Origin of the sequence: Manganibacter manganicus, assembly GCF_002075885.1 — a bacterium.
Classification (GTDB): domain Bacteria; phylum Pseudomonadota; class Alphaproteobacteria; order Rhizobiales; family Rhizobiaceae; genus Mesorhizobium; species Mesorhizobium manganicum.
In genome coordinates this window covers 1-23,279 of sequence record NZ_MDET01000027.1, presented here as the reverse complement: position 1 = coordinate 23,279, position 23,279 = coordinate 1, and the positions used below count along the sequence as shown (strand labels likewise).

Here is a 23,279-nt window from a genome sequence, read left to right as displayed (position 1 = left end):
CTTCAGACCTTTTCGACTTCTGGCCGGCCCAGAATGCCGGAAGGCAGGAAGATCAGCACGATGGCCAGGATGGAAAACGCGGCGACATCCTTGTAGTCGATCGAGAAATAGGCCGACCAGAGCGATTCGATCAGACCAATCAGCAAGCCGCCGATAACGGCACCGGGGATGGAGCCGATGCCGCCCAGAACGGCAGCCGTGAACGCCTTAACGCCCGGCACGAAGCCATCGGAAAACACCACCACACCATAGTACATCAGGAACAGCGTGCCGGCGACGGCGGCAAGCGCGGCGCCGATGATGAAGGTGATGGAGATTGTACGATCAACGTCGATGCCAAGTAACGCGGCCATTTTCTGATCTTGCTCGCAAGCGCGCTGCGCGCGGCCGAGCGACGTCTTGTTGACCAAATAGGAGAAGATCGCCAACAGCACGGCGGTGACCACGAAGATGACAATCTGCTTCAGCGAAATGCTGACGCCATAGATGTTATAGACTTCACTGATCATCGGCGGGATCGGCTTGTTGCGAGGGCCCTGCGTGACCTGCACGAAATTGGACAGGGTGATCGACATGCCGATAGCCGTGATCAGCGGCGCGAGGCGGAAGGAGCCGCGCAAAGGCCGGTACGCAACCTTCTCTATGACCCAGTTGTAGAGCGCGGTGAACAGCATCGCCACGATCATCATCACCAGCAGGGCAACCACAACCGGCACCGAATAGAACAACGCGGCAAGGATCAGGAAAACGATCAGCGCGATAAAGGCGCCGACCATGAAGATATCGCCATGCGCGAAATTGATCATGCCGACGATGCCGTAGACCATCGTGTAGCCGATTGCGATCAGCCCATAGAGAGATCCCAGCGTCAGCCCGTTGATAAGCTGCTGGATGAAATACTGCATGTTTATGCGGCTCCCCCAGGATTGTCGCCGGCCGGCGCATCCCTTTTGATTGTCCCTAGTCCTATAACCTTGAATCCGGATTGCAATATGATTCTTGCTTGACGCGGCGGCATCCGGCTTCCGCCCGCCTTCATTCGTTTTCCCGCTTCCAACCCCTGGTCTAGGCCGGACCCTACCATTGGCACAACGCAATGTCCTTGATGATTTGAAGTTAACCCGTTTCTTGTTTCGAAGGAATCCCCATAAAGCGGATTTGATGAAGATGATTCTTGCATATTCGCGGCAAGCGGGCTCGGCGGTTTTTATCTTTTGGACTCATCAAGTTTCCGCTACCTGACCACGAATCCGAATGCGAATGGGTCGCGCTCGTCAATGAAGATCGTGTTCAATCCAGTCATGCGCGCCCAGCCACTGATTGAGGGCACGATGGCCGGCTTATCACCTACCGTCGCGGTTCTCTCGACGCGCCCCTTGAACAGTGATCCGATGATCGATTCATGTATGAAATCGTCGCCAACCTTGAGCCGCCCCTTGGCAGCGAGTTGCGCCATGCGCGCCGAGGTGCCGGTGCCGCAGGGCGAGCGGTCGATCGCCTTGTCGCCGTAGAACACCGCATTGCGGGCATCCGCCTCCGGATTTGTCGCTGCGCCTGTCCACAGCATATGGGTCAGCTTGTCGATGCCGGGGTTTTCCGGATGCCGGAAGCTGTATTTCTCATTGAGACGCTGGCGCACCACCGGGCTCCAGGCAATCAGATTGCCAGCCGAATAATCAGCCATATCGCGATAATTTTCTTGAGGCTCAACGATAGCGTAAAAATTGCCGCCATAGGCGACATCGACCCTGATCTCGCCCAGTTGCGGGCATTCCACCGTCAGCCCCTCGGCATAGAGGAAGGACGGGACATTGGTGATGCGAACATCTTCGACATGGTCGCCGATCTGCCGATACTCGGCCATCACCAGTCCGGCGGGCGTATCGAGCCGCAGGACACCAGGCGTCTTCGGCTTCACCAGGCCATGCTCGATAGCGAAAGTGACGGTACCGATCGTCCCGTGACCGCACATGGGCAGACAGCCGGACGTTTCGATGAACAGAATCGCGACATCGCAGTCGGGCCGCGTCGGCCCATAAAGGATCGAACCGGACATCATGTCGTGACCACGCGGCTCGAACATCAAGCCGGTGCGTATCCAGTCGTACTCGGCAAGAAAATGCGCGCGTTTCTCCACCATCGTCGCGCCTTCAAGGCGTGGCCCACCGCCTGCGACCAACCTCACCGGATTGCCGCAGGTATGTCCGTCTATGCAGAAGAAGGAATGACGGGCCATCAATGTCTCCGTTGGAAGCGCTGCGGGCTGAAGGGCGAAAGATCGACGGCCGAAGATTGCGCCTCCACCAGATCACGCACAAGCCGTCCGGTCGCCGCAGCCTGCGTCAAGCCGAGATGGCCGTGGCCGAAGGCATAGATGATGTTGGGAGCCGCGGCGGAACGGCCAATAACGGGCAACGAGTCCGGCAGCGACGGTCGATAGCCCATCCATTCGCGCCCACCGGTCGAATCGAGCCCCGGCAGAAAGCGCCGCGCCTTTTCCAGCATTGCTTTCGAGCGCGCGAAATTGGGCGCCCGGTCGAGGCCGGCCAGTTCGACCGCGCCGCCGACACGCAATCCGGTTGAAAGCGGTGTTATGACGAAACCATGCTCGGAGAAGATAAGCTGGCGCTTCACATCGAACGCGCCGAGCGGCAGCGTGGTATTGTAGCCGCGCTCCGTCTCCAACGGAATGCGTTCGCCAAGATCGGCGGCGAGGCGATGCGACCAGGCGCCGGCAGCGATGACAAGATGCGGCGCGCGGCGCTGGCTGCCATCGGAGAATTCGATGAGCGCACCGTTCGTTACGGCGCCGATTCGTTGGACCCTCGCCTTTTCGAATCGCACGTCCAGGGTTTGCGCATAGGCCCAGACCGCTTTGCCGAGCAGTTTCGGATCAGCGACCGTCTTCCAGCCGGGCACGAAAGTGCCCTTGAAAAAGCGAGGTGAGAGGCCGGGTTGCAATTCCGCGAGTTCTTCTCGCTCGATATGACGATAGGAAATGCCGAAACGATTGCGCGCGTCCCAGCCCGGCAGCGATAACCGGAATGCCGCGTCGCTCTCGTAAAGTTCCAAAGAGCCATCTTCCCGAAGCATTGTTCCGGTGCCGGAACGCTTCATCAGGCTCGCCCATTCGGCCTCCGCAAGTTTCATCATGCCTGCCTGCGCGGCGAGGCTGGCTTCATATCGGGCTGGCGCTCCCGCGCGCCAGAAGCGATAGAGCCATGGCAGCAGGCGTGGCAGATAGAGTGGGGGAACGGATAGGGGGCCGAGCGGATCGGCCAGCCATTTCGGCAGATTGCGGACCATGCCCTTCTGCGCGAGCGGCAGCACATCGGAAAAGGCAAATGCCGCCGCGTTGCCCGAACTGGTCTCCTCGCAAACGCCGGTGCGATCGAAGACGATGACGGAATGCCCCGCCTCAGCCAGATACGCCGCGGCACAAATACCGACGATACCGGCACCTATAACGGCGATATCTTGTTCGGGCGAAATGTCCGTCATGGTGATGCGGATATCCGCTTTCGACTATGCCGCCTTGGCGATATTCAGCTTCGGCAGTTCCGGTCGCGATGCCAGCGCCTCCTTGACGATCCGCTCCACCGCCGCGCGGCGTTCGCCGATGAGCGGTTGGCGCGGCATGCGCACGCGGTCGTTGGTGCCGATGGCGAGCACTTCCGCCAGTTTGATGTTCTGCACCAGATAGGTCGAGACGTCGAGATCCAGCAGCGGACGGAACCAGCGATATATGGCGAGCGCCTCTTCGCGGCGGCCCTGCTTCATCAATTGGTAGATCGCCACCGTCTCCTTCGGGAAGGCAACCACCAGTCCGGCAACCCAACCGATAGCGCCTACCGACAGCGCCTCAAAGGCCAGATTATCAACACCGGTGAACAGATCGAAGCGATTACCGAAACGGTTGATGATCTCGGTAGCGCGGCGAATGTCGTCCGACGATTCCTTGATGGCGACAAAACGCTTGTCCTCAGCCAGTTCCTCCATGTCGTCCACCGTCACGTCGACGCGGTAGGCGACGCGATTGGAATAGATCATCACCGGCAGGTCGCCGGCAGCCGCCACGGCTTTCAGCGACGCCACCGTCTCCTGTGGATTGGTGTGGTAGATCGGGCTCGGTACAATCATCAGGCCATCGGCGCCTTCCTTTGCGGCACGCTTGGCAAGCGCGGCTCCCTCGCGCGTACCGGCTTCATTGATGGTCACAAGCACCGGCTTTTTGCCCGCAACCTTTCGAGCGGTGTGGAAAACCTCGATCTTCTCGTCCTGACTCAGCATCGGCCCCTCGCCCAGCGAGCCGGCAACGATCAGTCCGTCACAACCAGCTTCCATCTGGAGCCCGAAACAGCGCTCCATCTCGGCATGATCGAGCCGGTCGTCAGTGGTGAATTTGGTCGTAACGGCAGGAAAAATCCCGGTCCACATAGCAATCTCCATCTGATATATCTGTAATATATCTCTGAGTCACGGCATTTGTCAATGGATGCCGAGGCCTGATATATCAAGTGGAAACGAGGCAAGAATCACGTATGAACACCGAAACCGCAGTCCCGTCCGAGTCTCCGCCAGCCGCTGTCCGGGCCTACCGGGCGCTGGAACGCATGATCGTCACGCTTGAACTCGCGCCCGGTAGCCTGACCACGGAAGGCGCCATGATCGAGAAACTGTCGCTCGGCCGCACACCGGTGCGCGAGGCGATCCAGCGGCTCGCCTGGGAAGGCCTGCTGACGGTAAGGCCACGCGCCGGGCTCGAAATCGCACCGCTGCATGCTGCCGACTGGCTGCGCGTCCTCGATGCACGGCGCGGTGTCGAAATCGTATTGGCGCGTTCGGCCGCACGTTTCCTTACGACTGAGACCGCCGCGTTGTTCCAGTTGGCGGCCGTTGCCATGCACGCAGCAGTGCTGGCCAAGGACGTGTTCGGTTTTCTCGAGGCCGACAAATCGCTCGATGAAGCTCTGGCGCGCGCCGCAGACAACGACTTCGCCGCCCGCCTCGCGGCTCCCTTGCAGAGCCATAGCCGCCGCTTCTGGTTCCGTTATCAAAGCGGGACAGGATTGGCCGAATCCGCGAGCAACCACGTCGCGCTGATCCGCGCCATTCTCGACCGCGATGAAACCGAAGCCGGCGAGCAGGCCGATCAACTGATGGCGCTTTTGCGCCTGCACGCCCAAGCCGCCGCCATGCGATAAATGATTGCGCATGAAAAAGGGCGCGGCTTGGCCGCGCCCTTGGTCACTCAGAATAGAGGTTGCCATGTTTCACCGTTGGCATGGCGAATTCGGCACCCTCCTTGACACCTCGCCCCGCGCCCACCGCCAAGGGCGAGGGCGCGGAAAGCGGAGGCCTATCCCATCGTCGGCATGGCGAATTCGGCACCTTCCTTGACGCCCGACGGCCAGCGCGTCGTGACCGTCTTGGTCTTGGTGTAGAAACGGATCGCATCCGGGCCGTACTGATTCAAATCGCCGAAGCCCGAACGTTTCCAGCCACCGAAGGTGTAATAGGATACCGGCACCGGGATCGGCACGTTGACACCGACCATGCCGACCTCGACGCGGCTGGCGAATTCGCGCGCCGCATCGCCGTCGCGCGTGAAGATGGCGACACCGTTGCCATATTCGTGCTCGGAAGGCAGCCGCACGGCTTCCTCGAAATCGTGGGCATGCACCACCGAAAGCACAGGCCCGAAAATCTCTTCCTTGTAGATGCGCATGTCCGGCGTCACTTCGTCGAACAAGCAGCCGCCCATATAGAAGCCGTTCTCGTAGCCTTGCATCTTGAAGCCGCGGCCGTCGACCACGAGTTTGGCGCCTTCCTTGATGCCGAGATCGACATAGCCCTTGACCCGCTCCAGCGCCTGCTTCGTGACCAGCGGACCGAAATCGGCCGAGGGATCGGTCGAAGGCCCGATCTTGAGGGATTCCACGCGCGGGATCAGCTTTTCCACCAGCCTGTCAGCGGTCGCCTTGCCCACCGGAACTGCGACCGAGACCGCCATGCAGCGCTCGCCCGCCGCACCATAGCCGGCACCGATCAGCGCATCGACGGCCTGGTCCATATCGGCGTCGGGCATGATGATCATGTGGTTCTTGGCGCCGCCGAAACACTGCACGCGCTTGCCGGTGCTGGCCGCGCGGCTGTAGATATATTGCGCGATGTCGGAGGAACCGACGAAACCGACCGCCTTGATGTCGGCGTCGTCGAGGATGGCGTCGACAGCCTCCTTGTCGCCATTGACGACATTGAGGATGCCGGCAGGCAGGCCAGCCTCCAGCATCAGTTCGGCAAGCCGCATCGGCACGCCCGGATCGCGCTCCGACGGCTTCAGGATGAAGGCATTGCCGCAGGCGATGGCGGGCGCGAACTTCCACATCGGGATCATGGCCGGGAAATTGAACGGCGTGATGCCGGCAACAACGCCAAGCGGCTGGCGCACGGAATAATTGTCGATGCCGGGGCCGGCACCTTCGGTGTACTCGCCCTTCATAAGATGGGCCACGCCAAGCGCAAATTCCACCACCTCGACACCGCGTTGAATGTCGCCCTTGGCATCGGGCAGCGTCTTGCCATGCTCACGCGCAAGAATATCGGCCAGTTCGTCATTGTCGCGCGCCACCAGCTCCAGGAACTTCATCAGCACGCGGGCGCGACGCTGCGGGTTGGTGGCGGCCCAGGCCGGCTGCGCCGCTTTGGCGTTCTCGATTGCCGCACGCACTTCGTCACGCGAGGCAAGCGCCACCGAGCCGCGCACCGAGCCGTCCATCGGCTGCAACACGTCCTGCTTGCGCCCGCTCTTGCCGGCGACATTCTTGCCGCCGATGAAATGGCCGTATTCAATCATCGTAATCGCTCCTCATTGTCCGTTCCCTCATTGTCAGCCTTTGATTGGGCGAAGGCAACATGAGGGCAAACGCAACCGTTGTGCGAAAAGTAGACAACTATTGCCAGCCGTACATGATTTGTCGCAAATGGCTCTCATGGGTCAGGGAATGGCGATGTCGGGTTTTGGACAATGAACTGGGATGATGTGCGCATCTTCCTTGCCGTCGCCCGTGCCGGCCAGATCCTTGGCGCGGCAAGACGGCTGGAACTCAATCACGCAACTGTTTCGCGGCGCATCGCATCGCTCGAGGAGGCGTTGAGGACAAAGCTGTTCCGGCGCCTCACCACCGGCAGCGAACTGACAGCGGCAGGCGCGCGCTTCCTGGAAATCGCGGAACGGATGGAGGCCGACATGATCGCGGCCCGCTCGGCCGTGGCCGGCGACGGCGAGGACATTTCCGGCACAGTACGCATCGGCGCGCCGGACGGTTTTGGCGTCGCCTTTCTCGCCACACGGCTTGGCCAACTTACCGCGCAGCATCGCGAACTCACTATCCAGCTCGTGCCGGTGCCACGCTCCTTCTCGCTGTCGAGACGCGAGGCCGACATTGTCATCACTGTCGAGCGACCGACCGAAGGTCGCTTGGTCGCCGGCAAGCTGGTGGACTACACGCTGGGCCTGTTTGCCTCGCGCGCTTATGCTGAAAGCCACGGCCTGCCGCAAAGCGCCGCCGACCTGTCGTCTCATACGCTGATCGGTTATGTGCCGGACCTGATCGTCAGCCCCTCGCTCGATTATGCCGCTGAATTCAGCCCGGACTGGCACTCGACCTTCGCCATCTCCTCGGCGCTCGGTCAAGCCGAAGCGGTGCGGGCCGGCGCCGGCATCGGCATCCTACACACCTTCGTCGCCCGAACCATGCCCGAACTGATACCCGTCGAGATCGTGACGCCGATCCGGCGCGCCTATTGGCTGGTCTATCACGAGTCGGTCAGGCCGCTACGCCGGGTGCAGACCGTTGCCAGCTTTATCGCCAGCACGGTCGAGAAGGATCGCGTATTATTCGTATAGAGCCGAGCCCGGTGAAGTTGCAGCCTTCGGATAATGTTATCTTATAAATCAATGTCTTATAGAGAAATCGCTAGCAAGATGTCATCTTCCCTGGCCGAACGAGAAAATTCGCAGGATGGGCATTGAAGGCGTGTAAGCCCGGATTAGGCATGCATGAACGCCGCCGCAACAATGCGAGGTGACGCCGCTGGATAGACTCACCCAAGCTGGATCTAGCCGCTACTCTATGGGGCTTCGGGGCGCTCGAAGTCGCCGGTATCCTTGTTCATCGCCCACAATTCGCCTGTCGAAATGTCGAACCATGCGCCATGCAGGGCGATCTGGCCCTTGCCTTCGAGCTTGGCAATGTCGGGGAAGGTGCGCAGATTGGCGATCGAATAGCGGACAGAAATGCGCTCCAGCGCGGTCTGCCTTTCACCGGCGGTCATCAGCGAGGAGGAGGCGACCGTCTGGGCCGCGGGCGCGATCAGGCTCATCCATTTGCCGATGAAATCGCCCGGCGCCAATGGCGCGCCGCTTTGGGCGAGCGCGGCGCGGATGCCGCCGCAACGACCATGCGCCATGACCACGATATTCTTGACCTTGAGAGCCTTGACTGCGAATTCCAGCGCCGCAGATGTGGAATGGAAATGCTCGTCCGGTTCGTAGGGCGGAATGAGATTGCCGACATTGCGCAACACGAACAATTCGCCGGGGCCGGCGCTGAACACCGTTTCGGGTGCGGTGCGGCTGTCGCAGCAGGCGATGATCATGGTTTCGGGCGTCTGGCCTTCACGAGCCAGCGAGCGATAATGATCGCTTTCAGTGATATAATAACCGGTGATGAATTTATGGTAGCCGGCGAGGAGATGTTTTGGGAGATTTGACATTGCGCCGGCAATTAACGGCAAACCGTAGTGATGTTCAATAGAAATCGCAAAAGGTGCGGTTCGACTTTCAGGTAGGGCCGCAGGCCATCTGCGCGATGTTGCGCATCTCGACCGTCGCCATCGGGTGTGACAGGCTCTGCGCCTCCGTTTCCAGTTGCAACTCGTCACCGCCGCGCGCTGCCGTGCGGGCAAGGATTTCGTAAACTGCCGCCGTGGTCGATTGCAGAGCATCCATGGGCGGGCGGCCACTCAGCACGCGCCCCAGATAGACGGCAGCCGTCAGGTCGCCGAGCCCGTTCGGCGGGCGTTCGACCAGCCGGTGCTCGGCAAGCAGCGCCTGTTTTGCCGTGACGAGAAGATTGGCAGTGCTGTTGGCCATCATTGCCCGCGCCGAGGTCACCAGCATGGTTGCGGGATTGGCGGCGCGCGCTGCCGCGACGGTCGATTTCAGGTCCGTCAGGTCGACCCCCGTCATCCATTCCAGTTCGTAGCGGTTGGGCGTGGCGATATCGGCCAGCGGCATCAGCCGGTCGCGGATCGCCGCCGCCGTCGCCGCCGGCACATAGAGGCCGCCTTTGTCGCCCATGACCGGATCGCAGACATAGAGCGCGCCGGGGCTTTTCTGCTTGACCGCATGGACCAGCGAAGCCACCGCATCGGCCTGGACCCCTTCGCCGAGATAGCCGGAGAGCACGGCGCCGACCTCGCCGAGCCATGGCGCGCGTTCGAGGTCGGCAAGCAAGGCGGAAAACTGTTCCGCAGGTGGGATGATCCTCGTGGCGCGGCCATGGCCGGGATGCCAGGGCAGGATCACCGTCGGTACCGCCCAGACCGGAAAGCCAAGCGTTTCCAGCGCAAAGACGGCGGCGCGGTTACCGACGGAGCCGCGCGCGACATGGCTGGAAATGACGATCACGGCGCGGCGTATCGCGGTCTGCTGCTGAAACATGGAAACTATCCGCCCTGCACGAGATAGGCCGCGAGCCAGAGCATGAGCGCCACGGCGATGGCGATGCCCAGCAGGCGGCCGATCCGCGTGCCCCAATATTCGATGCCGTCTTTGGGATCGACATCAGCGGCGGTGAAGTGGTTACGGGCGTCCTTGGCCGCGCCGGCGATGAAGCCCGTGCCGCCGGGTTCGATCTCGCGTGCGATGCCGCGAAGGATTCGCCGGGATTCGCGCGCGCGTTCGTCGTCCTCAGATGTGGCCATGACGGGTTCCGTTCGCACAGGAACTTAGCCGGTTTCCCGTGTGAATTACAGGGCCTTGGCAGCGAAGTGGAAGGGCCAGGCGCGGTATCGCGATATTGGTTTTGCGGGAACGGTTTTCTTGAGAGGCTTTTATGGTAATGCTTCGGGTCTCCGATCCTGTCGAGGACCCATTTCATGCTTGCACAGCGCTTCCCTTCGTTTCCCTCGCTCCGCGCCCTGCCGGCCTTCATCGTGATGGCCCTGCTTTTGCCGCTGCTCGCCGGCTGCGGTTACAACACCATCCCGACCGCCGAAGAAAACGCCAAGGCGGCTTGGAGCGAGGTGCAGAACCAGTATCAGCGCCGTGCTGATCTCATTCCCAATCTGGTTGCCACGGTCAAAGGTTACGCCGCACATGAAAAGGACACATTGCAGGCCGTTGTCGAGGCGCGCGCCAAGGCCACGCAGGTGACGATTTCGCCTGAAACGCTTTCCAATCCCGAAGCCTTCAAGAAATTCCAGGACGCGCAATCGGGGCTGACCAGCGCATTGTCGCGGCTGCTGGCGGTTGTCGAAAACTATCCCGATCTCAAGGCCAACCAGAATTTTCTCGCCTTGCAGGCCCAGCTTGAAGGCACCGAAAACCGCATTGCGGTTGCACGGCGCGATTACATTCAAGCGGTCAGGGACTATAATCTGACGCTGCGTACCTTCCCGTCAGTGATCTGGGCGACGTTGTGGTTCCGCAACAACCAGCCGTTCCAGAATTTCTCCGCACCGGAGGATAAGCTTACCGTTCCGAAAGTCGATTTCGGTACCCAGCAGGGCGGGTGAGCGAACACCTTGTGATTGCCTGAACAGACAATGCCGACAGCGCATTCCATATCGTCCTTCGCTGAAAGGTCAGGAGGCCGGAACGGACCGGCAGGCACCCGGTGGGCGCCTGTGCTGCTTGCCATCGCGCTTTGTCTTGCTCTGTCTGTGGCCGCTTTCGCGGCAGAACTGCCGAAGCTGACCGGCCGGGTGGTCGATGATGCCGGCATGATGGATGCCGCCTCGAAAGTGCTCGTGGAACAGAAGCTGGCGGATTTCGAGAAGAAGGGCTCCGATCAGATCGTCGTGGCGACGGTACCCGATCTCGGTGGCGAGGACATCGAATCCTATGCCAATCGCCTGTTCCGCGCCTGGGGGCTGGGACAGGCCGGCGAGGACAATGGCGTGCTGCTTCTGGTTGCGCGCGACGACCGCAAGATGCGGATCGAGGTCGGCTACGGGCTCGAAGGCACGCTGACCGATCTGCACTCCAAGCTGATCATCGAAAACGACATGCTGCCGGCCTTCCGGCAGAATGATTTCTCCGGTGGCATAGAAAAGGCCGTCGATGACATCATCATGGTTCTTGAGGGCCATCCCGAAGAACTGCAAGCGCGTGGCGCACGCAACCGGCATGAAAGCGGCGGCGATATCGAAGACTGGTTCCCACTCATCTTCTTCCTCATCTGGGGCACGATCTTCTTTGGCGGCTTCGCCATGGCAATCCTGCCACCGATTTTCGGCACCAGGATCGGCCCGCGTCGCTATCGCTGGCTGGGCATGACCTTCGACATGGCACAGCGTTCCTCCGGTCGCAGTGGCGGCTGGTCGTCGGGTGGCGGTGGATGGTCTTCCGGCGGCGGGTTTTCTGGTGGTGGCGGCTTTTCCGGTGGGGGCGGCTCTTCCGGCGGTGGCGGTGCATCGGGAGGCTGGTGAGATGAGAACGCGCGCAATCAGCATTCAGGACCATGCACGGATCGCCGAGGCGATCCGTGCCGCCGAAGCGCAAACCGACGGCGAGATCTATTGCGTCGTGGCGCATTCCAGCGACAGCTATTTCTTCCCCGCCGCATTCATGGCGACGATCGGCATGCTGGCCGCCAGCCTGGCGATCGCCTGCGGTCTGGAGATGTGGTGGCTGTCGGTGCGCCTTTCCTGGTTCGTGCTCCTGCAGATGCTGGCCGTCCTGTGCATCGTCGTCATTCTCTGGCTGGTTCCCGCCCTGCGCATTCATCTAGTGCCGCACGGGCGGCGTAAAATGGCGGCGCACGCCAACGCGGTTCGGCAATTCCTCGCCCGCAATGTGCATCTGACCGAGGCGCGAACCGGCGTTTTGATCTTCGTCTCGCTCGCCGAGCGTTATGCCGAAGTGGTCGCCGATTCGGGCATCAGCGAGCATGTCGGGCAGCATGTCTGGGATGGTGTAGTGCGCGACCTGACCGCAGAGGCCGCCTCCGACCGGCTTGCCGAGGGGTTCATCGCGGCAATCGGCACCGTGGGTACCGTGCTTGCCCGGCATTTTCCGGTTTCGTCGGACGATATCAACGAACTGGACGATCATCTGGTCGAAATCTGACGGCTTCTTCCCCGAAAAATCGACGCGCCGCGCGAGGCAGGATTCCCGACCCTGCCTGTGTGAAATGTCGGGCAATGGCTCGAGGGACTCTTTGCAAGCGACCGAAGCGGGTCTATGGTTAATAAACCATGAACACGCTGACCATCGACATCAGGAAGGCCGAACCGCGCGACGCCGAGGCGATTGCCGAGGTGCATCTCGACGCCTGGCGCGGCGCTTATAGCGGCATCATTCCGCACAAGGCCTTGACGGCGATGATCAACAGGCGCGGCGCACGCTGGTGGGCCCATGCCATCCGCCGCGCCGCGACGGTGCTGGTGATCGAGATCGGCGGCACCATCGCCGGCTATGCCACGATTGGCCGCAACCGTGCGCGCGAGTTGCGTCAGGAAGGCGAAATCTACGAGCTTTACCTCAGGCCGGAATATCAGGGCGTCGGCCTTGGCAGCCGCCTGTTTACTGCCGCCCGATGCGCATTGGCTGACCATGGACTGAAGGGCATGGTGGTTTGGGCGCTGGAGGAAAACCAGAACGCGCTTGGCTTCTATGCCGGCGCCGGCGGGCGCGATGTCGCCGAAGGCGTCGAAATCTTCGAGCAAAAGGCGCTTAAGAAAGTCGCATTCGTCTGGGAATAAGCCTCGGATAGCGCGACGCCAGCCAGGCGATCTGGCTGCGAAAGCTTTATGCATATTGCCGCATTGCGTCAGCCCGCCGGCTCCGCTATCGGTCCCCACAATCGATAGAGGGAAATTTTTATGCGCATCGAAGCGATCGCCATCGGCAACAATCCGCCTGAAGATGTCAATGTGGTCATCGAGGTGCCGGTCGGTGGCGAGCCGATCAAATACGAACTGGACAAGGAAGCCGGCACGCTGTTCGTCGATCGGTTCCTCTATACGCCAATGCGCTATCCTGGAAATTACGGTTTCGTTCCGCATACATTGTCGGGCGACGGCGACCCGATCGACGTTCTGGTGTGCAATACCCGCGCCCTGGTGCCGGGCTGTGTCATCAATGTGCGGCCGATTGGCGTGCTGATCATGGAAGATAACGCCGGCGAGGACGAAAAAATCATCGCCGTTCCGTCCTCAAAGATCACCAAGCGCTATGAGAAGGTTTTCAATTATACCGACCTTCCGGAAATCACGCTGCGTCAGGTCGAGCATTTCTTCGAGCACTATAAGGATCTCGAGCCCGGAAAATGGGTCAAGATCGGCGGCTGGCACGATGCCGACCGCGCCAGGAAGATGGTCGTCGATGCGATCGAGCGCGCCAAGGGCAAATAGAGGAGCCGTCTGGCAACTTGATTGGCGCCGGATTTAGTCGCTCGACGTCACCAAACCCGGTAGTCGTGCGGCAAGGATCTTCGGATCGCCTGTGATTTGCAGTGTTTTCAGCCGCGCGGCTGCGCCGGCCGTGAGCGAAACGGCAGATACCGGTAAATCGAGAATCCGGGCCACCAGTCTTTCCAGCGCGGCATTGGCCTTGCCTTTTTCGGGAGCCGCCCGCACACGCGCCTTGAGCCGGCAGCGCCCGTCCGCCGCAATCTCCAGTCCCTGGATCGCGTCCGTTGCGGCCTTCGGTGTCAGTTTCACGAACAGATCGATCCCGTCCGGGCGTAGCCGGAACGGCGTGTCGGACGCGCGGGCCGCGGATAGCTGCTTCAAAGCACCAGCGGAACGATCGTGGTGAGAAAGAACTGGCGGACAAAGAACAGGATCAGAAGCAGGATGATCGGCGAGATATCGATACCGCCGAGGTCCGGCATAAAACGCCGGATCGGCCTCAGCGCCGGCTCCGTCAACCTGTAGAGCATATTGCCTATCGTGCCGACGAACTGGTTTCCCGGATTGACGACATTGAAGGCGTAGAGCCAGGAAAAGACGGCCGAAGCGATAATGATCCACCAATAGAGATCGAGGGCCAGGACGATGGTCTGAATCAGGGCGATCATGTAGCTCTCCGCGTGTCGCCGACATTTAGCGGTTGCATGCCGGAGCGGCAAGGGCCGCCGTCGCAATCATGCTTGACAGTGAATGGCCTCGCCTCATAAATGCGCCATCCGCTGAACGGGGCTGTAGCTCAGCTGGGAGAGCGCGTCGTTCGCAATGACGAGGTCAGGGGTTCGATCCCCCTCAGCTCCACCAGCGGAATCTCCGTTGCTTTTGACCGGGTTCAGACACAGCCTGCGCTCGGACGATCGGGACTGTTTGCTCATGCTCGCTTCATTCGAGAAGACCACCGCATACTGCGTTGCACAAATCGCAATGCTGCCATGCGAAATCGATTCTTTCAAAATTCGGGGCGGCGGCGTATCTATCGATCATCGAATTCCGCCACGGCCTACCTCCTCCCAGGCTAAGGCGGATACGGTCAGCCTTCTCCTCCTCCCGAACGCTGGCCGACCTATACGACACCCGCCGCACCTCCTCCCGCGGCGGGTGTTGTTTTTTGATCTCGAAGTTCGCCATGCCTGAAACCAAGACCGTCGATCTGGCCACCCACCCACTGACAAATTGGGACGGCCCGCGCAGCCTGCCCGATTTCACGCGCATCGCCGATGATGACTTCGCACCCGTGTTCGACGCGGCCCTGGCCGCGCATGAAGCCGAGATCGAGGCGATTGCTGCCAACCTCGATCAGCCGGACATCGAAAACACGCTCGCCGCGCTCGAACTGTCGGGCAACGCGCTCGACCGCATCTCCTCGATCTTCTGGTGCCGCGCCGGCGCCCATACCAACCCGAACATCCAGGCTTTGGAGCGCGTGATTTCGCCGAAAATGGCGCGCCATTTTTCCGCGATCTCGATGAATGCGCGCCTGTTCGCCCGTATCGACGATCTTTACCGGCGCCGCAAACAGCTCAACCTCGATGCCGAGACGCTGCGCGTGCTGGAGAAGACATGGAAGCGTTTCGTCCGTTCCGGCGCGCAGCTCGACGCGGAGGCGAAAAAGCGGCTGGCCGCCATCAACGAGAAACTCTCCTCGCTCGGCACGACATTCGGCCAGAACGTGCTGGCCGACGAGGCAAACTGGGCGCTCTATCTCGATGAAGCCGACCTTGCCGGCCTGCCCGATTTCGTCAGGAGCGCGATGGCCGAATCAGCCGCGGCGCGCGGCCATAAGGGCAGCTTTGCCGTTACCCTGTCGCGCTCGATCTACGAGCCTTTCACTACCTTCTCCGAACGGCGCGATTTGCGCGAGCAGGCCTGGCGCGCCTTCACCATGCGCGGCCAGAATGGCGGCGTCACCGACAACACCGAGGTCGTGCGCGACCTGCTGGCGCTGCGTGCCGAGAAGGCGAAGCTGCTCGGTTATGAAAGTTATTCCGCGCTCAAGCTCGACGACACCATGGCCAAGACGCCGAAGGCTGTGCACGATTTGCTCGATCCGGTCTGGACAAAGGCGCTGGAAAAAGCGGCGGCAGACCAGAAGGAACTGGAGCGGCTGGCGGCCGAGGCCGGCAGCAACGATAAATTCGCCGCGTGGGACTGGCGCTTCTATCAGGAAAAGCTGCGCGCTGAAAAGTTCGCTTTCGACGAGGCCGAGCTCAAGCCCTATCTCCAGCTCGATCATGTCATCGCCGCCTGTTTCGACGTGGCGAACCGCCTGTTCGGCATCTCCTTCGAGGAAAAGACCGGCATTGCGGCGTGGCATCCGGATGTTCGCGTCTTCACGGTCAAGAATTCCGACGGTTCGGAGCGCGCCACTTTTCTGGCGGACTATTTCGCCCGCCCCTCCAAGCGCTCCGGCGCATGGATGAGTTCGCTGCAATCCGGCTATCGTCTCGGCGAAGGCTCGAAGCCGATCATCTACAACATCATGAACTTCGCCAGGCCGCCGGCCGGCGAGGCCGCTCTGCTTTCGGTGGACGAGGCCAAAACCCTGTTTCACGAATTCGGCCATGCGCTGCACGGCATGCTGACCGAGGTGACATGGCCGTCCGTTTCCGGCACTTCAGTCAGCCGCGATTTCGTCGAATTGCCCTCGCAGCTTTATGAGCATTGGCTGACGGTGCCTGAGGTGCTGGAAAAGCACGCCTTGCATGTGGCGACCGGCAAGCCGATGCCCAAGGCGCTGCTCGACAAGATGCTGGCGGCGCGCACCTTCGGCGCCGGCTTCGCCACGGTCGAGTTCACCGCCTCCGCCTTGGTGGACATGGCCTATCATGCGCGCACGCAGGCTCCGGCTGAGCCGCTTCGTTTCGAAGCCGAAACGCTGGCGGCGCTGAACATGCCCGACACCATCGCCATGCGTCACCGCACCCCGCATTTCGGCCACGTCTTTGCCGGCGACGGTTATTCCTCCGGCTATTATTCCTATATGTGGTCGGAAGTGCTCGACGCCGATGCATTTTCCGCCTTCGAGGAAACCGGCAATCCGTTCGATCCTGAACTGGCGAAACGGCTCAGGGAAAACATTTATGCGGCCGGCGGCTCGAAAGACCCTGAAGACCTTTACAGGGCTTTTCGCGGCAAGCTGCCCTCGCCCGATGCGATGATGGAAAAGCGCGGGCTGGTGTAAACCAGCCCCATCCGGGCAAAGCAAGGCCGCACTTATTCATTGCCACGCCCGGCAAATGCCGTCTGGCCATTTCAAAGAACGGACCTNAAGGTCGGGAAGCGGGCGCGGGGCCGTACCTCCTAAGTTTAATTATATGGCACGGTTGTCCGCGCCCGCCGGCGTTTCTACCCTTGCCTTTCCCGGCCCATCGCCCATTTGCGGGCGCGAGCAACGCAGGTCCGGTTCGGGCCGGGCGGTTCCGCGCACTGCAGCGCATAACGCACCCGGCGCCACACTTGCCTGGATGCTCGAGTGTGCACACCCGTTCCCGCTGGCAAGCTGCTGAGGGGGATTATGCGGGAAGGATGGCGGGTGTGGATAAACAGGTGAGAAAGAAACCGCCATTAATCGGACAAGCATCTGTCCGGTAACGGGTTTATTTTCATCGGCTACGGCAGGCGATAAATTTCCATCCACGCGAACTGGAGCCGCCCTCGTCCTTCGAGGCTCGCCCCTTCGACAAGCTCAGGAGCTCGCACCTCAGGATGAGGGCGGCGTGGTGCCGGTTTCTTCGCTTTGAGGCGACGGCATTACACAACCTCCCTCATCGTGAGGAGGCAGCGTGAGCTGCCGTCTCGAACGACGCACTGTTCAAACTGAAGCCGCCCCCCCACCTTCCTCATGCTGAGGAGCCGGCCACGCCGGCGTCTCGAAGCACGCACCACTCATGCAAGGCTCGCCGCAATCAGCAATTCGGCATTCCTTGCAACCGACTTTGCCGGGCCGCCTTCGCCGAAAAGCTGGCCGGAAATATAAGCGCCCTCGATCAGAAGCAGCAGGCCATCGCCCAGTGTGTCGGCGTCCGCCGCGCCCATATCCGCCGCCATCTTCCGCAACCGCAGCCGCAATTCGCGCTTGTTTTCCTCACTGACCACGCGCGCCGGATGATCGTGGTCGGGATATTCGACCGCCGCATTGGTCATGCCGCAACCGCGATAGCCGGGCTTTTGTGTGCGCTTGCCGACGCGTGTCAGGAACGCCAGGATCTGCACGCGCGGATCGCCGGGATGGGCGGTAACCGCCTCGTCGAAACGCGCCCAGAATTCCTTGTCGTAAACCTTGAGATAGGACGCAGCCAGTTCGTCCTTGGAAGGGAAACTGCGGTAGAGGCTGGGCTTGGTGACACCGGCCCGCTTCACGATTTCATCAACGCCGATCGCCCTGATGCCGCGGCGATAGAACAGGTCGCGCGCCACGCCGAGGATTTTTTCCGCCGCACGCGGTGGCGTTATCGGCCCGGCCCCAGCAGCCATCTTGATGGTCGCATCAATTTTATTGTCGGCCGTCATTCCATCGCTCACTTGACAATGTTACCGATCGGTACGCATATCGGCTCAACCGAAACGTACCGGTCAGTAACATGATAGCTCTTTCCCGCTCCCTTGGCCAGCGTTATGCGCTCGTCGTCGTCGCCGTGATCTTTTTCTGCCTGCTGATCGCGGCCGGCCTGCGCTCGGCCCCGTCGGTAATGATGCTGCCGATGGAGTCCGAACTCGGCTGGGGGCGCGGCGTGGTTTCGTTCGCCGCCGCCGTCGGCATTTTCCTCTACGGCCTCGCCGGCCCGTTTGCCGCCGCACTGATGGAGCGCATAGGCCTGCGCCGCACGCTGCTCGCCGCCCTTGCCCTGATGGCCGCCTCGACGGGCCTCAGTGTGATGATGACCCAGCCCTGGCAGATGGTTCTCACCTGGGGCGTCTTTTCCGGCATCGGCTCCGGCGCTGTCCAGACGGTGCTCGGCGCCACCATCGTCAACCGCTGGTTCAAGACCAATCGCGGCCTGATGATGGGCCTGATGTCGGCATCCAGCGCCACCGGCATGCTGATTTTCCTGCCTGTCCTCGCCGCGCTTGCCCAATCGGGCGGCTGGCGTCCGGTCGCCATGGCCGTCGCCATCGCCTGCGCGGCGCTGGTGCCGCTGGTATGGCTGCTGGTGCCGGAACGGCCCAAATCGATAGGCCAGGTGCGTTTCGGCGCCGATCCCGACGACGTGCCGCCCGTCTCGCCAGCAGCCCAGGGCAATTTCATAGCCCACACGCTGGGCACGCTGAAGCGCGCCGCGGGCACCCGCACCTTCTGGTATCTGTTCGCCACCTTCTTCGTCTGCGGCTTCACCACCAACGGGCTGGTCGGCACGCATCTCATTGCCTTTTGCGGCGACATGGGAATCCCGGAGGTCAAGGCCGCCGGCCTGCTGGCGCTGATGGGCGTGTTCGACCTGATAGGCACCACGCTGTCGGGCTGGCTGACCGACCGCTTCGACCCCCGCAAACTGCTCGGCATCTATTATGCCGTGCGCGGCCTGTCGCTGATCTACCTGCCTTTTTCCGGCTTTTCCGGCGTCAGCCTGACCATATTCGCCATTTTATACGGGCTGGACTGGATCGCCACCGTGCCGCCGACGCTGCGGCTTTCCAACGAGGCTTTCGGCGACCGCTCCGGTCCGCTCGTGTTCGGCTGGATCGTCGCCGGCCATCAGGTGGGGGCGGCAAGCGCCGCCTTCCTCGGCGGCTTGCTGCGCGAGATGCAGGGCGATTACCAGCTTGCCTTCATGATCGCCGGCATGACCGGCATCATCGCGGCCTGCATATCGCTATTGATCGACACCAGGCGCCCGGCCTTCGAGCCCGAACCGCAGGTGATATGAAACGAACACCAGGTCCCGAAACTGTGCCGGGATTTCAACTCACTGAGGGTAGCAGGCGGCGGGGATGTCCGGCCAATCGGCCTTGGCGCAACCGGCTTCGGCCTGCTGCGTCTTGAACGATGCGCTGACCGGGCCGGTGACCATCGGATCGACGCCATAAGGCGCATCGGGGAACAGACCCTCGGCCGTGGACACGCTGGCTTGAGCATCCGGGACGGCCGGCCGCGTCACGGCCTGCGCGCCGCCGGCGAGCACCAGCGCCAGGGCGATCGCCCCGAAGGATGAAGCCGCCCTCAATCTCGTCTTCGCATGCATCATAGGCGTTGAACTCGCATGGAGCCGATGGGTTGCGCCTCCCTGAAGAGAGGCTTTGGTTAATGGAATCATAGCGCGCCCGCGCTTAACAAATCATTGACGGGTTATTTGCATCGCGCGCGCCCCTTTCGCAATTGCGAAAAAACCTGTATGAGCCGCGCTACCAAACAAAGCGGCGCCCGGTTTCCCTGATCCTCGGCTGTCCCCTAAAACCCAGAGACGACCAATGAACCTCCGCAACATCGCGATCATCGCGCATGTCGATCATGGCAAGACCACGCTCGTCGACCAGCTTCTGAAACAGTCGGGCTCGGTGCGCGACAACCAGCGCGTCGCCGAACGCGTCATGGACTCCAACGACCTCGAAAAGGAGCGCGGCATCACCATCCTGGCCAAGGCCACCTCGGTGGAATGGAAGGATACCCGCATCAACATCGTCGATACGCCCGGACACGCCGATTTCGGCGGCGAAGTGGAACGCATCCTCAACATGGTCGACGGCGCCATCGTGCTGGTCGACGCCGCCGAAGGGCCGATGCCGCAGACCAAGTTCGTCGTCGGCAAGGCGCTGAAAGTCGGTCTCAAGCCGATCGTGGCGATCAACAAGATCGACCGTCCGGATGCGCGTGCCAATGAGGTCATCAACGAGGTGTTCGACCTGTTCGCCGCGCTCGACGCCACTGACGAGCAACTCGACTTTCCGATCCTTTACGGCTCCGGCCGCGACGGCTGGATGGCCGCCGACCCCGAAGGCCCGAAGGACAAGGGCCTCAGCCCGCTGTTCGATCTGGTTCTCGACCATGTGCCGGCACCGACGGTGCATCCCGGCCCGTTCCGCATGATCGGCACCATTTTGGAGGCCAATCCGTTTCTCGGCCGCATCATCACCGGCCGCATCGAATCTGGTTCGCTGAAGCCGAACCAGGCGGTCAAGGTTCTGCACCATGACGGCACGCTGCTGGAAAACGGCCGCGTCTCCAAGATCCTCGCCTTCCGCGGCATCGATCGCCAGCCGATCGAGGAAGCGCAGGCCGGCGACATCGTCGCCATTGCCGGTCTCTCGAAGGGCACCGTCGCCGATACGTTCTGCGATCCGTCAATCACCGAGCCGATGGCCGCCCAGCCGATCGATCCGCCGACCGTCACCATGAGCTTCCTGGTCAATGATTCGCCGCTCGCCGGCACCGAGGGCGACAAGGTGACGAGCCGTGTCATCCGCGACCGGCTGCTCAAGGAAGCCGAGGGCAATGTCGCGCTCAAGATCGAGGAATCGGCCGACAAGGATTCGTTCTACGTCTCCGGCCGTGGCGAGTTGCAGCTTGCCGTGCTGATCGAGACGATGCGCCGCGAAGGCTTCGAGCTTGCCGTGTCGCGCCCGCGCGTCGTCATGCAGAAGGGCGAAAACGGCGAGTTGCTCGAGCCCATCGAGGAAGTCGTCATCGACGTCGATGAGGAGCATGCCGGCATCATCGTGCAGAAGATGAGCGAGCGGAAGGCCGAGATGGTCGAGTTGAAGCCTTCGGGCGGCAATCGCCAGCGCCTCGTCTTCCACGCGCCGACGCGCGGCCTGATCGGCTACCAGTCCGAACTTTTGACCGACACGCGCGGCACGGCGGTGATGAACCGCCTGTTCCACGCCTATGCCCCCTACAAGGGCGAACTGCCCGGCCGCGTCAACGGCGTGCTGATCTCCAACGATCAGGGCGAGGCGGTGGCCTATGCGCTGTTCAACCTCGAAGATCGCGGCCCGATGGTCATCGACGCCGGCATCAAGGTCTATCAGGGCATGATCATCGGCATCCACTCCCGCGACAACGATCTGGAAGTGAACGTGCTGAAAGGCAAGAAGCTCACCAATATCCGTGCCGCCGGCAAGGATGAGGCGGTGAAGCTCACCCCGCCGGTGCGCATGACGCTGGAGCGGGCGCTGGCCTGGATTCAGGACGACGAGCTGGTCGAGGTGACGCCGAAGTCGATCCGCCTGCGCAAGCTCTATCTCGACCCCAACGACCGCAAGCGCTTCGGAAAGCAGAAGATGGCGGGCGCGGCCTGATCGGCTAAAGCATTTTCAGCAAAACCGTGCAGCGGTTTTACGTTCGGAAATGCGCCGCCGAAACTCTAGTCTGCCGGCGGGACGGGGCAACTCATGTCCCCTTCCTCGCAGTTCAGATAGCTATTCAGGCTCTTGATGCGATCTTGCGTTACGCTGTCGAGGCACTGGGCGCGCACCATCGGCTGGATGCTGCCCCCGGCAACGCCGGAACTGGCGAAACCGCATTCGGCGTCGCGGAAGGCGATCCAGGCCTTCTGCGCCGTCACGAGCAGCCTGGCCGTATCGTGATCGTCCTTCAGCCGCCCGGTGATCTGTTTGTACACTTTGTTCAGTTTCGCATCGGACGCCTTATAGGCATTGTCCGCGCACTGGTTCATGGTTGCCTGATCCTGGGCATCGGCGCATTTGTCGGCCGCCGCCGGATCGACGAAGATCAGAAAGCCGAGCGCGGAAACCGCCGCCATGGCATGAAATCTCATCTGCCCTCTCCTTTCATTCCGTGATGGCCTGCACAGGCTAGAGCATTTTGCAGCCGGACGGAATCGTCTGGCGTCGCACAAATGCGGCCAAGGAAATCAAGCCGGAGCAGCGGGAACCGTTCATCAGAACGCCCGCTGCTCTAGGCTCAGGACTCATTGATTATATCCAGAAGATGACGGCTGCTGCGATGCAGATTGCCGAGAAGAAGGTGTGTGCGCACCGGTCGTATCGGGTTGCGATGCGGCGCCAGTCCTTGAGCTTGGCGAACAGGTTCTCAACCTTGTGGCGCTGGCGATAGAGTGCCTTGTCGTAGGCGTATGGGACCTTGCGGCTGCGGCTCGACGGAATGCAGGGTTTGATGCCGCGTGCTTCGAGTTCGGTCCGGAACCAGGCGCTGTCGTAGCCGCGATCGGCGATCAGGTGTGAAGCGCTCGGCAAGGCGTCGAGCACCATGCGGGCGCCCTTGTGGTCGCTCATCTGGCCTTCCGACAAAAGCAGGATGATCGGCCGGCCTTCACCGTCGCAGACGGTGTGGAGCTTGGAGTTCAGCCCACCCTTGGTTCGCCCGATACGACGGGGAACATCCCCCTTTTGAGCAGGCTCGCCGCCGTGCGATGAGCCTTCAGATGCGTCGCGTCGATCATGATGCGCTCGGGTTTCGGTCCTTCTCCGGCAAGCCCTGCGAAGATACGGTCGAACACGCCCATCAGACTCCAGCGGATGAAACGGTTGTAGAGCGTCTTGTGCGGGCCGTAGCCAGCCGGCGCATCCTTCCACTGCAGCCCGTTGCGGATCACGTAGACGATGCCGCTCACCACCCGCCGGTCGTCAACCCTCGGCACCCCGTGCGACAGCGGGAAGAATGG

At 61.6% G+C, this 23,279-nt stretch carries 24 protein-coding genes and 1 tRNA gene; 11 read left to right on the top strand and 14 right to left on the bottom strand.

Annotated elements, in window-relative coordinates; genetic code table 11:
* Window positions 1-2: 2 nt before the first annotated feature.
* From BFN67_RS16480 to BFN67_RS16465, 4 genes are all read right to left on the bottom strand, one after another.
* Entirely contained in the window at window positions 3-905 is a 903-nt protein-coding gene (locus BFN67_RS16480; protein ID WP_080920652.1) for a branched-chain amino acid ABC transporter permease, read from the bottom strand.
* Window positions 906-1,234: 329 nt separating this feature from the next.
* Complete coding sequence (locus BFN67_RS16475; protein WP_080920651.1) at window positions 1,235-2,236, bottom strand: 4-hydroxyproline epimerase; 1,002 nt, start codon at window positions 2,234-2,236, stop codon at window positions 1,235-1,237.
* Window positions 2,236-3,501, bottom strand: coding sequence for an NAD(P)/FAD-dependent oxidoreductase (locus BFN67_RS16470; RefSeq protein ID WP_080920650.1), 1,266 nt, complete (start codon window positions 3,499-3,501; stop codon window positions 2,236-2,238). Before BFN67_RS16470 ends, BFN67_RS16475 begins: the two co-directional genes overlap by 1 nt.
* 24 nt (window positions 3,502-3,525) lie before the next feature.
* Window positions 3,526-4,437: a dihydrodipicolinate synthase family protein gene (locus tag BFN67_RS16465; RefSeq protein ID WP_080920663.1), complete on the bottom strand. Its 912-nt coding sequence runs from the start codon at window positions 4,435-4,437 to the stop codon at window positions 3,526-3,528.
* Window positions 4,438-4,541: 104 nt separating this feature from the next.
* Here BFN67_RS16465 and BFN67_RS16460 point away from each other — a divergent pair, with 104 nt between their 5' ends.
* On the top strand, window positions 4,542-5,204 hold the full coding sequence (locus BFN67_RS16460; protein WP_080920649.1) for a GntR family transcriptional regulator: 663 nt from the start codon (window positions 4,542-4,544) through the stop codon (window positions 5,202-5,204).
* 155 nt (window positions 5,205-5,359) lie between these two features.
* Here the strand turns inward: BFN67_RS16460 and BFN67_RS16455 are convergent, their stop codons facing one another.
* The gene (locus tag BFN67_RS16455) at window positions 5,360-6,856 is read right to left on the bottom strand and encodes a CoA-acylating methylmalonate-semialdehyde dehydrogenase (protein ID WP_080920648.1); all 1,497 of its coding nucleotides are present in this window, start codon (window positions 6,854-6,856) and stop codon (window positions 5,360-5,362) included.
* A gap of 171 nt (window positions 6,857-7,027) precedes the next feature.
* Here BFN67_RS16455 and BFN67_RS16450 point away from each other — a divergent pair, with 171 nt between their 5' ends.
* Window positions 7,028-7,909, top strand: a complete 882-nt coding sequence (locus BFN67_RS16450) for a LysR family transcriptional regulator (protein WP_080920647.1) — start codon at window positions 7,028-7,030, stop codon at window positions 7,907-7,909.
* Between the two features lie 224 nt (window positions 7,910-8,133).
* Here BFN67_RS16450 and BFN67_RS16445 read toward each other — a convergent pair whose 3' ends face one another.
* From BFN67_RS16445 to BFN67_RS16435, 3 genes are all read right to left on the bottom strand, one after another.
* Entirely contained in the window at window positions 8,134-8,778 is a 645-nt protein-coding gene (locus BFN67_RS16445; RefSeq protein WP_080920646.1) for a carbonic anhydrase, read from the bottom strand.
* Window positions 8,779-8,845: 67 nt separating this feature from the next.
* Window positions 8,846-9,727, bottom strand: a complete 882-nt coding sequence (gene pdxY, locus BFN67_RS16440; RefSeq protein ID WP_080920645.1) for a pyridoxal kinase PdxY — start codon at window positions 9,725-9,727, stop codon at window positions 8,846-8,848.
* Window positions 9,728-9,732: 5 nt separating this feature from the next.
* A complete protein-coding gene (locus BFN67_RS16435; RefSeq protein ID WP_080920644.1) occupies window positions 9,733-9,990 on the bottom strand; it encodes a hypothetical protein in 258 nt (85 codons plus the stop codon).
* 174 nt (window positions 9,991-10,164) lie between these two features.
* Here BFN67_RS16435 and BFN67_RS16430 point away from each other — a divergent pair, with 174 nt between their 5' ends.
* The 5 genes from BFN67_RS16430 to ppa all read left to right on the top strand — a co-directional run bounded on the left by BFN67_RS16430 (window position 10,165) and on the right by ppa (window position 13,644).
* A complete protein-coding gene (locus BFN67_RS16430) occupies window positions 10,165-10,803 on the top strand; it encodes a LemA family protein (protein ID WP_080920643.1) in 639 nt (212 codons plus the stop codon).
* A gap of 30 nt (window positions 10,804-10,833) precedes the next feature.
* Window positions 10,834-11,718, top strand: coding sequence for a TPM domain-containing protein (locus BFN67_RS16425; protein ID WP_080920642.1), 885 nt, complete (start codon window positions 10,834-10,836; stop codon window positions 11,716-11,718).
* A gap of 1 nt (window position 11,719) precedes the next feature.
* Window positions 11,720-12,358: a TPM domain-containing protein gene (locus tag BFN67_RS16420; protein WP_080920641.1), complete on the top strand. Its 639-nt coding sequence runs from the start codon at window positions 11,720-11,722 to the stop codon at window positions 12,356-12,358.
* A 128-nt stretch (window positions 12,359-12,486) separates the two neighbouring features.
* Complete coding sequence (locus BFN67_RS16415; RefSeq protein ID WP_080920640.1) at window positions 12,487-12,993, top strand: GNAT family N-acetyltransferase; 507 nt, start codon at window positions 12,487-12,489, stop codon at window positions 12,991-12,993.
* A gap of 120 nt (window positions 12,994-13,113) precedes the next feature.
* Window positions 13,114-13,644 carry an inorganic diphosphatase gene (gene ppa, locus BFN67_RS16410; protein ID WP_080920639.1) on the top strand — a complete coding sequence of 177 codons (531 nt, stop codon included), beginning with the start codon at window positions 13,114-13,116 and terminating at the stop codon, window positions 13,642-13,644.
* Window positions 13,645-13,677: 33 nt separating this feature from the next.
* Here ppa and BFN67_RS16405 read toward each other — a convergent pair whose 3' ends face one another.
* The gene (locus BFN67_RS16405) at window positions 13,678-14,025 is read right to left on the bottom strand and encodes a DUF167 family protein (protein ID WP_080920638.1); all 348 of its coding nucleotides are present in this window, start codon (window positions 14,023-14,025) and stop codon (window positions 13,678-13,680) included.
* Window positions 14,022-14,312, bottom strand: coding sequence for a YggT family protein (locus tag BFN67_RS16400; RefSeq protein ID WP_080920637.1), 291 nt, complete (start codon window positions 14,310-14,312; stop codon window positions 14,022-14,024). The genes BFN67_RS16405 and BFN67_RS16400 overlap by 4 nt, the downstream gene beginning before the upstream one ends.
* 117 nt (window positions 14,313-14,429) lie before the next feature.
* On the opposite strand from BFN67_RS16400, the gene BFN67_RS16395 reads away from it, so the two are divergent.
* Window positions 14,430-14,505 (top strand) — tRNA-Ala (locus BFN67_RS16395).
* A 322-nt stretch (window positions 14,506-14,827) separates the two neighbouring features.
* Window positions 14,828-16,882 carry a M3 family metallopeptidase gene (locus BFN67_RS16385; RefSeq protein ID WP_080920635.1) on the top strand — a complete coding sequence of 685 codons (2,055 nt, stop codon included), beginning with the start codon at window positions 14,828-14,830 and terminating at the stop codon, window positions 16,880-16,882.
* A gap of 704 nt (window positions 16,883-17,586) precedes the next feature.
* Here BFN67_RS16385 and BFN67_RS16380 read toward each other — a convergent pair.
* On the bottom strand, window positions 17,587-18,174 hold the full coding sequence (locus BFN67_RS16380) for a TetR/AcrR family transcriptional regulator (RefSeq protein WP_245295294.1): 588 nt from the start codon (window positions 18,172-18,174) through the stop codon (window positions 17,587-17,589).
* A gap of 107 nt (window positions 18,175-18,281) precedes the next feature.
* Here BFN67_RS16380 and BFN67_RS16375 point away from each other — a divergent pair, with 107 nt between their 5' ends.
* Complete coding sequence (locus tag BFN67_RS16375; protein ID WP_080920633.1) at window positions 18,282-19,565, top strand: MFS transporter; 1,284 nt, start codon at window positions 18,282-18,284, stop codon at window positions 19,563-19,565.
* A gap of 39 nt (window positions 19,566-19,604) precedes the next feature.
* Here BFN67_RS16375 and BFN67_RS16370 read toward each other — a convergent pair whose 3' ends face one another.
* Entirely contained in the window at window positions 19,605-19,862 is a 258-nt protein-coding gene (locus BFN67_RS16370; protein WP_245295292.1) for a hypothetical protein, read from the bottom strand.
* 244 nt (window positions 19,863-20,106) lie between these two features.
* On the opposite strand from BFN67_RS16370, the gene typA reads away from it, so the two are divergent.
* Entirely contained in the window at window positions 20,107-21,933 is a 1,827-nt protein-coding gene (gene typA / locus BFN67_RS16365; protein WP_080920631.1) for a translational GTPase TypA, read from the top strand.
* A 65-nt stretch (window positions 21,934-21,998) separates the two neighbouring features.
* Here typA and BFN67_RS16360 read toward each other — a convergent pair whose 3' ends face one another.
* Together BFN67_RS16360 and BFN67_RS16355 are read right to left on the bottom strand one after the other, a co-directional pair.
* Window positions 21,999-22,412, bottom strand: a complete 414-nt coding sequence (locus BFN67_RS16360; protein ID WP_080920630.1) for a lysozyme inhibitor LprI family protein — start codon at window positions 22,410-22,412, stop codon at window positions 21,999-22,001.
* A 160-nt stretch (window positions 22,413-22,572) separates the two neighbouring features.
* A protein-coding gene (locus BFN67_RS16355) for an IS5 family transposase (RefSeq protein WP_139789220.1) occupies window positions 22,573-23,279 on the bottom strand; the annotation gives its coding sequence in 2 pieces (ribosomal slippage) (window positions 22,573-22,994 and window positions 22,994-23,279; 708 coding nt annotated over the 2 pieces). This gene is flagged as partial in the annotation.

What these genes read in the sequence shown, in the direction of transcription:
- BFN67_RS16480 (WP_080920652.1), bottom strand. Translation starts at nt 905, where the DNA reads ATGCAGTATTTCATCCAGCAGCTTATCAACGGGCTGACGCTGGGATCT.
- BFN67_RS16475 (WP_080920651.1), bottom strand. Translation starts at nt 2,236, where the DNA reads ATGGCCCGTCATTCCTTCTTCTGCATAGACGGACATACCTGCGGCAAT.
- BFN67_RS16470 (WP_080920650.1), bottom strand. Translation starts at nt 3,501, where the DNA reads ATGACGGACATTTCGCCCGAACAAGATATCGCCGTTATAGGTGCCGGT.
- BFN67_RS16465 (WP_080920663.1), bottom strand. Translation starts at nt 4,437, where the DNA reads ATGTGGACCGGGATTTTTCCTGCCGTTACGACCAAATTCACCACTGAC.
- BFN67_RS16460 (WP_080920649.1), top strand. Translation starts at nt 4,542, where the DNA reads ATGAACACCGAAACCGCAGTCCCGTCCGAGTCTCCGCCAGCCGCTGTC.
- BFN67_RS16455 (WP_080920648.1), bottom strand. Translation starts at nt 6,856, where the DNA reads ATGATTGAATACGGCCATTTCATCGGCGGCAAGAATGTCGCCGGCAAG.
- BFN67_RS16450 (WP_080920647.1), top strand. Translation starts at nt 7,028, where the DNA reads ATGAACTGGGATGATGTGCGCATCTTCCTTGCCGTCGCCCGTGCCGGC.
- BFN67_RS16445 (WP_080920646.1), bottom strand. Translation starts at nt 8,778, where the DNA reads ATGTCAAATCTCCCAAAACATCTCCTCGCCGGCTACCATAAATTCATC.
- pdxY (WP_080920645.1), bottom strand. Translation starts at nt 9,727, where the DNA reads ATGTTTCAGCAGCAGACCGCGATACGCCGCGCCGTGATCGTCATTTCC.
- BFN67_RS16435 (WP_080920644.1), bottom strand. Translation starts at nt 9,990, where the DNA reads ATGGCCACATCTGAGGACGACGAACGCGCGCGCGAATCCCGGCGAATC.
- BFN67_RS16430 (WP_080920643.1), top strand. Translation starts at nt 10,165, where the DNA reads ATGCTTGCACAGCGCTTCCCTTCGTTTCCCTCGCTCCGCGCCCTGCCG.
- BFN67_RS16425 (WP_080920642.1), top strand. Translation starts at nt 10,834, where the DNA reads ATGCCGACAGCGCATTCCATATCGTCCTTCGCTGAAAGGTCAGGAGGC.
- BFN67_RS16420 (WP_080920641.1), top strand. Translation starts at nt 11,720, where the DNA reads ATGAGAACGCGCGCAATCAGCATTCAGGACCATGCACGGATCGCCGAG.
- BFN67_RS16415 (WP_080920640.1), top strand. Translation starts at nt 12,487, where the DNA reads ATGAACACGCTGACCATCGACATCAGGAAGGCCGAACCGCGCGACGCC.
- ppa (WP_080920639.1), top strand. Translation starts at nt 13,114, where the DNA reads ATGCGCATCGAAGCGATCGCCATCGGCAACAATCCGCCTGAAGATGTC.
- BFN67_RS16400 (WP_080920637.1), bottom strand. Translation starts at nt 14,312, where the DNA reads ATGATCGCCCTGATTCAGACCATCGTCCTGGCCCTCGATCTCTATTGG.
- BFN67_RS16385 (WP_080920635.1), top strand. Translation starts at nt 14,828, where the DNA reads ATGCCTGAAACCAAGACCGTCGATCTGGCCACCCACCCACTGACAAAT.
- BFN67_RS16380 (WP_245295294.1), bottom strand. Translation starts at nt 18,174, where the DNA reads ATGGCTGCTGGGGCCGGGCCGATAACGCCACCGCGTGCGGCGGAAAAA.
- BFN67_RS16375 (WP_080920633.1), top strand. Translation starts at nt 18,282, where the DNA reads ATGATAGCTCTTTCCCGCTCCCTTGGCCAGCGTTATGCGCTCGTCGTC.
- typA (WP_080920631.1), top strand. Translation starts at nt 20,107, where the DNA reads ATGAACCTCCGCAACATCGCGATCATCGCGCATGTCGATCATGGCAAG.
- BFN67_RS16360 (WP_080920630.1), bottom strand. Translation starts at nt 22,412, where the DNA reads ATGAGATTTCATGCCATGGCGGCGGTTTCCGCGCTCGGCTTTCTGATC.